This window comes from Frankia nepalensis (assembly GCF_016786325.1).
GTDB lineage: Bacteria > Actinomycetota > Actinomycetes > Frankiales > Frankiaceae > Pseudofrankia > Pseudofrankia nepalensis.
In genome coordinates this window covers 57,570-64,894 of record NZ_JADWYU010000113.1, presented here as the reverse complement: position 1 = coordinate 64,894, position 7,325 = coordinate 57,570, and the positions used below count along the sequence as shown (strand labels likewise).

At 71.1% G+C, this 7,325-nt stretch carries 5 protein-coding genes; 1 reads left to right on the top strand and 4 read right to left on the bottom strand.

Annotation, left to right across the window (positions count from 1 at the left end; genetic code table 11):
* Positions 1 to 1,128, top strand: a 1,128-nt coding sequence (locus I6A81_RS14335) for a WD40 repeat domain-containing protein (protein WP_203010203.1), incomplete at its 5' end; no start/stop codon positions are given.
* A 104-nt stretch (positions 1,129 to 1,232) separates the two neighbouring features.
* Here I6A81_RS14335 and I6A81_RS14330 read toward each other — a convergent pair.
* The 4 genes from I6A81_RS14330 to I6A81_RS14315 all read right to left on the bottom strand — a co-directional run.
* Positions 1,233 to 3,263: a M28 family metallopeptidase gene (locus I6A81_RS14330; protein WP_203003749.1), complete on the bottom strand. Its 2,031-nt coding sequence runs from the start codon at positions 3,261 to 3,263 to the stop codon at positions 1,233 to 1,235.
* A gap of 3 nt (positions 3,264 to 3,266) precedes the next feature.
* Entirely contained in the window at positions 3,267 to 6,005 is a 2,739-nt protein-coding gene (locus I6A81_RS14325) for a hypothetical protein (protein WP_203003748.1), read from the bottom strand.
* A gap of 248 nt (positions 6,006 to 6,253) precedes the next feature.
* Positions 6,254 to 6,526, bottom strand: a complete 273-nt coding sequence (locus I6A81_RS14320) for a hypothetical protein (RefSeq protein ID WP_203003747.1) — start codon at positions 6,524 to 6,526, stop codon at positions 6,254 to 6,256.
* A gap of 153 nt (positions 6,527 to 6,679) precedes the next feature.
* Positions 6,680 to 7,325: TetR/AcrR family transcriptional regulator (locus I6A81_RS14315; RefSeq protein WP_203003746.1), on the bottom strand; the 646-nt coding region annotated here is incomplete at its 5' end.

Below are 7,325 nucleotides of genomic sequence, written 5' to 3'. Positions count from 1 at the left end.
GCGGTGGTGGTCTCGGTCGTCGTGGCGGTCACCGCGGTCGTCCTCGGGACGTCGGACAAGGACCCGGCGACCGGCGCCGGGGCGGCGCCGACGAACGGGACGCCGCTGTCCACGCCCTCGCCGACACCGACGACCTCGACCGCCGACGTGCTGGCCAGCACCCCGCCGGCCCGCGTCGGCCAGCCGCTCAGCGGCCACACCGGCGCGGTGGCGGCGGCGGTGTTCTCCCCGGACGGCCACACCCTCGCGACCGCCAGCGACGACCAGACCGTCCGCCTCTGGGACGTCGGCGACCCCGCCACGCCCACCCCGCTGGCCGAGCCGCTCACCGGCCACACCAACGGGGTGACGAACGTGGCCTTCTCTTCCGACGGGCACATCCTCGCCACGACCAGCCTCGACGGGACCGTCCGCCTCTGGGACACCACCAACCCCGCCGCGCCAGTACCGCTGGGCAAATCGCTGACCGGCCATACCGACGCCGTGTTCGGGGTGGCCTTCTCGCCAGACGGTCGCACCCTCGCCACCGCCGCCAATGACCAGACGGTCCGCCTCTGGAACCTCGCGGACCCGGAACACGCCGTGCCCCTCAGCGGGCCCCTGGCCAACGAGCTGGGCTTCGCGGCGTACGACGGGCTGGCGTTCTCCCCGGACGGGCACACGCTCGCCACCGCGGACCGCCTCTGGAACGTCACCGACCCGGCCAGCCCCACACCCCTCGACCAGCCCCGCGACGCCCCCACTGGCAGCGGCCTGGTCTTCTCCCCCGACGGCCGCCTGCTCGCCACCTACGACACCTTTCCGTACATCGTCCGGCTGTGGAACGTCACCGACCCGGCCAAGCCCACGCCGCTCGGCCAGCCCCTCTTCATCGTCAGCGAATTTTGGTTCTCCGTCGCGTTCACCCCCGATGGCAGCACCCTCGCCACCGCAGACGGCGAGGACGGCAGCATCCGCTTCTGGAACATCGCCGACCCCGCCAACCCCACCCTCCTCGGCCAGCCGCTGGACACCCGCTCAACCGAGGACACCGGAGCCATGGGCGTCGTGACGTTCTCCCCCGACGGCACCCTGCTCGCCACCGTCGGCGACGACGCGAATACCATCCAGCTCTGGAAGCTGCGCTGACGCACCGGAGTGTCCGGCCGATGCCACCCACAGCAACAGCCGGGCCTCGGCCCCATCGCGGGCAGAGCCGCGATGGGGCCGGTGCCCGGCAATGAGGGTGACGGTCAGCCGTGGTTGGCGGCGGGCAGGCAGTGGGCGCAGCCGTCGTACCCGCGCGCGAGCGCGTCTCGAAGCGCGAAGAACGGCGCCTTGTTGGCGGCGGAGATCCGCGGCCACCACGGGCAGGTCACGACGTGGACCTCCATCGTCCGCGGATTGCCGAAGAACATGTCAGCCACCTCCTTGACCGCGGTGATCTCGATGGTCTCCTTCCCGGACGCCACACCGTCCTGTTCCTGGCTGAAGATGATCGGGTAGCGCCGCAGGTGCTCGGCCTGCGTCGAGAAATCCACGGTCAGGTCCAGCTGCGCCCGCTCGGCCGTGTCGAGCCGGACCTGGCCGAGCGTGCCGACCTGGCCGCCGCGCAGCCGCAACGTCCTCGTGCGGGCGGTCTCCCCCGCCAGGGTGAAGCCCGCGACCGCCGCGCCGTCGGTGAGGCGGCCGGAGAGCCGCAGGTCCAGCGTGCTGTCGGCCGGGAGAGCGGTGGCGTCCAGGGTCATGACGTTCGACGTCTCGGCAAGGCCGCCGCGCAGCCAGAGGGTGACCTCCTGCTTCCCGCCGGGGACGCTCAGGACGGGCGCGACGTTGCGCTGGCCGACGTTGTTGTCGTAGTGGACGAGCAGCCCGTGGTTCAGCGCGCCGGGGTAGACGTCCGGGAAGGCCGAGTCCCCCGGCGCCGAGGCGATGGCGAGCAGGCACTCGTGGTCCACGATCGACGGCGTCCACGTGAACGGGCCGACCCGCACCGCGCCGCCCGCCGGGATGTCCTCGGTGACGACCAGCTCGCCGATCGGGCTGAAGTCCCGCGGCCAGATCATGCCGGTGCCCGGGTCGCACCGGTGCACCCGCACCCGCGCCGCGCCCGCGGGCACGGCGACGGTCCCCCGGTTGCGCACCCGCGCGTAGAGGTAGTTCGGCTGGTTGTTGATGGGTGGCTGGTGGCCGTCCTCCGGGTTGTCGGCCGCGCTGGCGTCGTTGCGGACCCAGATGTCGGGCGACGTCCAGTGCGGCACCGGGCTGGGCTGGGCGCCGGTGTCGGCGAGGCTGTCGCGGATGTAGAGGTCGACGCCCGAGGACGCCTCGCCGACCGCGACGAGGTTCAGCCGCAGCAGCGTCGCGAGCGTCATCCGGGTGACGGCCGTCAGGTAGTCGAAGTTGACGGTGCCGACGTCGTCGGACGTGTTGTGGTAGTTCGGATTGCCCTCGCCCTCGAACGCGCCGATCGTCACCCAGCCGCGCGCCTCGAACGGCATGTAGTCGCTGGAGTAGATCGGCCCCAGCCGGACCGGTAGGTTCGTGTAGTCGGCGGCCGCCTGGGCCATGACCGCCCCGAACGCGACCGAATCCGCGTCGTTGCTGGCCACGGCGTTGCCGAGGTCACGCTCGACGGTGACGGAGCCGTCCGGCGGCGGAAAGCCGATCATGTCCAGGTTGACGAGCCGGTGTACGGCGGTGCCCGCGGCCGCCAGTTGCGCCGCGTACTCCGTCGAGCCCCAGAGCCCCTGCTCCTCGCCCGAGAAGGCGACGAAGTGCATGGTGTCCCGCACCGGCAGGTCGGCCAGCAGGCGGGCGATCTCCAGCATGGCGGCGACGCCGCTGGCGTTGTCGTCCGCGCCGGGCGCGCGGGCCGTCGCGTCGGACGGGGCCTGCATCCGGGAGTCGTAGTGCGCGCAGAGAACGACGACCCGGCCGGCAGGCTGGCTGCCGGCCTTGATCGCGACGATGTTCTCCCCCGTGTGCCCGCCGCGCGACCACGCCACCTTGCTCGCGGCGGGATAGCCGGCGGCGGCGAACCGCGCCACCAGGTGGTCGGCGGCGGCCGCGATCTGGCTCGAGAACGTGTGCCGGGTGTGGAAGGTGGCCAGCGCGGTGACGTCGTCCCGAAGCGCCTGTGTCGAGACCAGGTCGACGAGGGTCGCCACGAACTTGTCGGGCAGTGCTCCGAGCCATTTCCGCTCCGGGACGAACGGCTCGGCGGCGCTCGGCGCTCTCCGCTTGTCCGGCGCGGGAAAGGACGGACCGGGATCGGGGGCCATGGGTCAGCCCGTGTTGATGGCCGGGAGGCAGAACGCGCAGCCGTTGTAGCCACGCGCGATCGCGTCCTCGGCGCGGACGAAGGGAATCTTGCTCCCCGGCCCCAGCTTCGGCCACAGCGAACAGGTCGAGATGTGCAGCTCGCCGCTGCGCGGGTTGCCGAAAACGAAGTCCTCCAGTTCCTTGACGGCGACGATCTCGATGCTCAGCCTGCCCGCGAGCTGCCCGCCCTGGTACTGCGTGAGCACCAGCGGATAGGTGCGCAGGTGCTCGGCCTCGTGGGAGAAGTCGATGACGAGGTCGACGTCCACCGCCTCCCCCGCCTCGAGCGGGAAGCCGGCCATGGCCGCGCTGCCGCCGCCGGGCATCGTCTGCGTCGACCTGACCTCGCCGTGTTCGGCCGTGGTGAGGCCGGTGATCGTCGCCGCGTCGACGATCCGGGTGAGCGTGCGCACGGTGATCGCCGTGTCGGCCGGCATCGCCGAGGCGTCCAGCTCCAGCGAGCAGGCCATGTCCGTGAGCCCGCCGCGCATCGTCATCGACGCCCTCGTCTTGCCGCCGGGCACTGACATCTGGGGGTTGACGTTGCGCTGACCCACGTTGTTGTCGAAACGCACGAGCTGGTCGTGTGGCACCGGGCCGAGCAGGGCGGTCGTCACGGCCGGGTCGGGAGCGCCGTCGACGACGGCGAGCAGGCACTCGTGGCCGGCCACGGCCGGCGTCCAGAGAAACGGGCCGACCCGCGCCGTCCCGCCGGCGGGAATCTGCGCCGTGATCGCGAGGGAGCCCATCGACGAGAAATGCGTCGGCCAGATCATTCCGGTGCCCGGGTCGCAGCGGAACGCCTCGACGGTGAACGCCCCGGCGGGGGCGGCCGCGGTGCCGCGGTTACGGACGTTGACGTACAGGTAGTTCGGCTGGCCGACGATCGGCTCCTGGTGGCCGAGGCTCGGGTCGTCGCCGTCGGCGGGTCCGAGATTGCGGACCCAGAGGTCGGGGGACGTCCAGTGCGGGATCGGGCTCGGGATGACGCCGCTGTCCCCCGCGCTGTCCGCGATCCACAGGTCCACCGCTCGCGTCGGCCACAGCCCGCGGGCCACCGCGGCCGCGTCGAACACCTTGCTGTGCAGGCCCCCGGTCAGCGCGACGTCGGCGTCGATCATTCCCTGCATGAGGCTCTGGGCATGGGCGATGCCGTTCGAGTTGTCGTCCGGGACGTTGAGCAGCATCCCGAGAAACGCGCGGATGACGACGTCGGCGGCGTGCTGGCGCACGCCCGCGTCGCCCGAGTCGCCGCCGACCCCGAGATAGCTCTCCCAGATCGCCGTGCCCAGCATCGAGTTACGCAGGTTGAAGCCATACCCGGCGAATCCGGCGTCGTCGAAGCGCTCGACGCGGTTCAGGGTGCGCTCGGTGCTCCACCTGTCCGTGGCGTTGTTGTCGAACGGGAAGGTCTCGGTGCGCCGGTGGCGGCTGGGGTTGAACTGGTCCCGGAAAACGGCCGCGATCGCGTCGCAGAAGCTGTGCTCGTAGGAGCCCGAGCCGCCGTGGTCGCTGCCCTGGAACTGGAAGACGCCGTGGAGGTACTCGTGGATGATGACGCCGAAGTCGGCGGCGTCCGGAACGCCTCCCTCACCAAAGCGGATGCGGTTGGGTGTGCCGGGGACCCACTGGCTGTTGTCCGCGCCGGAGAAGCCCTGGGCATCGACCTCGACCTGGGTCATGTTCGCGTTCAGGTTCGCGTTTCCCAGCGTCCGCAGATAACGGGCGAAGGTGTCGAGCCAGTGGTAGGCGTTGACGCTGAGGAAACGCCGGTCGGCGGGATAGGTCTGGTAGCTGAAGTTCGCGGCGTTCTCGGCGGGGACGGCGAACGCTGGAGCGTCCCAGTCGACGCAGCGGATCCAGTCACCCTCCAGGCGGAAGACGCCGCCGTTGGCCGGGTTGATCTCCAGTGTGACCGGATGCCGCAGCGCGTCGAGCGTCGACGCCGTCGAGGTCGAGCTGAGCGCCCCCGAGTCGGAGTCGCTCACCGGGTCGGGCAGGAACACCAGGCCGCTGGCGGCGACATACTTGCCGATCAGCTCGATGAACAGGACATTGCCGCTCACCGCGTCCACGACGACGCGGAACTGCTCGAACGGATCCGTGGTCCGCACCAGCAGATCGTGGACGAGGTGCAGGGCGCCGTCCGGCGCGGTACCGGTGCGCAGCAGGTCCCGCGTCGCCGTCGGGTAGTCGTCGTCGGGGATGGCGGGCCGCTGGTTGTCTCGCAGGTAGGCCGTCGTGGCGGACTCGACGCGCGCCGAGCCGTAGTCCCCGAACGGGGCCAGGGCGGCCGCCTCCACCTCGCCGACACCACGCGCGGCCGCGGGGTCCGGCGCGGCCGCGACGTCGTCGTCGAGCCGGTTGTCGACCCGCATCAACGCACCGCGCTCGGTGTCCGCGACCGCGTGGATGCCGGCGCCCAGCAGGGGCCGGTCGTTGACGTACTGCCCGTACCGGATGCGCAGGACGTTGGCGCCCTCCGCCGCGTTCTCTTCCCGGACGTCGAGCGTGTCGGCCTTCAGATCCCTCGACCGCCGCCCGATAAAATCCTCGATCGCCGCCCGCGCGGTGCCGGCCTGGTACTTCACGCCACCCGGGTCGGAGAACGACCGCAACACCTGGCCGTCCGTGGTCTCGCCAACTTTTCGATGGTAATCCGGAAATACGTTCTCGACGTCGTTGCTACGGCTGCCAGCCATTGCGACCCACCCCCCGGCGGGAGAAGAAAGCGCTCGTGCCTCTTGCACGGAACGCCGGATCCGAAGACCGGCGGGTGCCGCGGCAGGAAGCGAGGACGCCGCGAGTCAATCGCCTCCGACTGGCGGATGCAAGCCCTTTCCCGTAAACCCGCCGAGTGTCAGAAGCGCGACAGCCGAGAATGCGGATAACGATTGGATCGGGGCCAACGGCAATCTCGACGATCCGGGCCAACCGCGCGACGGACCGATCAGGGAGGGCTGAGCGGAACAGTGGTCGGCTGCCCCGGGGTGCTGCCGGCCGGTGGGTACTCGCAGTCGAGTTCGCTGACGTCGACGTCGCGGCCGCCGCCTCCCCAGCCTTCCCCTTCCCGGGCCGTATAGACAAAGGTGCACACCCGACCGTGACTGTCGGTGATGTTGGAGACGTATATCTGGTCGTTCGGCTTACCGCACCCGGCGAGCGCGAGCGCCCCCACGGTAAGGCCGATCAGCGTCAGACCCGTGTACCGGCGCAGTTTCACGCTGAAATTGTAAGATCTATCCGCAAAAGACGGCCAGGCGGGTTGTGCGGCATTTCGGTTGCCACCTGGTGACGAGAGAGCGACGGCGCTCGCCGCGTGGTGGGCACCGTCCCGCCGAGGTGAGCACGCGAGCCAGGCAGGCCGAGGCGACGCTCAGGAGGCGGCGACGGGCGGCGCGGCGGCCGGCCGCTCGACCGCCTGGCCGGGGGTCACCAGTGGCAGGACGATCTGGTCGACGACGGACGAGAGGAACTCGTCGGGCAGGACCGGGCCGTAGACCAGCGAGTACTGCGCCAGCAGCGCGGGACCGCTGCTGGCGACCAGTTCGGTGGCCGCCTCGGGCCGGACGTCCCCGCGCTCGGCCGCCTGCCGCAGCACGTCCAGGATGCGGTCGATGCACGGCTGGACGACGTGCGCGATGACCGTCTGGCGGACGACGCCGCGCTCGCAGCCGGCCTCCGCCGACACGATCTGGAAGGCGGTCCCCTTGGTCGAGGTGAAGGCGACCTGGACGCAGCGCAGCAGGGCGAGCAGGTCCGCGCGGACGTCGCCGGTGATGACCACCTCGGCGGGCGCGGGCAGGGCCTCCCGCAGGGCGTCACTGATCATGTCGTCCTTGGACGCCCACCGGCGGTAGAGCACGGTCTTGCTGGTGTGCGCGGCGGCGGCGACGTTGTCCATGGTCAGGTTGGTGTAGCCGACCGTCCGCAGCTGCTCGAACACGGCGTCGAAGATCGCCTTGCGCAGTGCCTCCCCGCGCCGGCGGGTGGCCGGCCGGTGGTCGGGGGCGGTGGCCGAG

Coding starts and splice junctions, on each gene's coding strand:
- I6A81_RS14330 (WP_203003749.1), bottom strand. CDS start 3,263: ATGGCCCCCGATCCCGGTCCGTCCTTTCCCGCGCCGGACAAGCGGAGA.
- I6A81_RS14325 (WP_203003748.1), bottom strand. CDS start 6,005: ATGGCTGGCAGCCGTAGCAACGACGTCGAGAACGTATTTCCGGATTAC.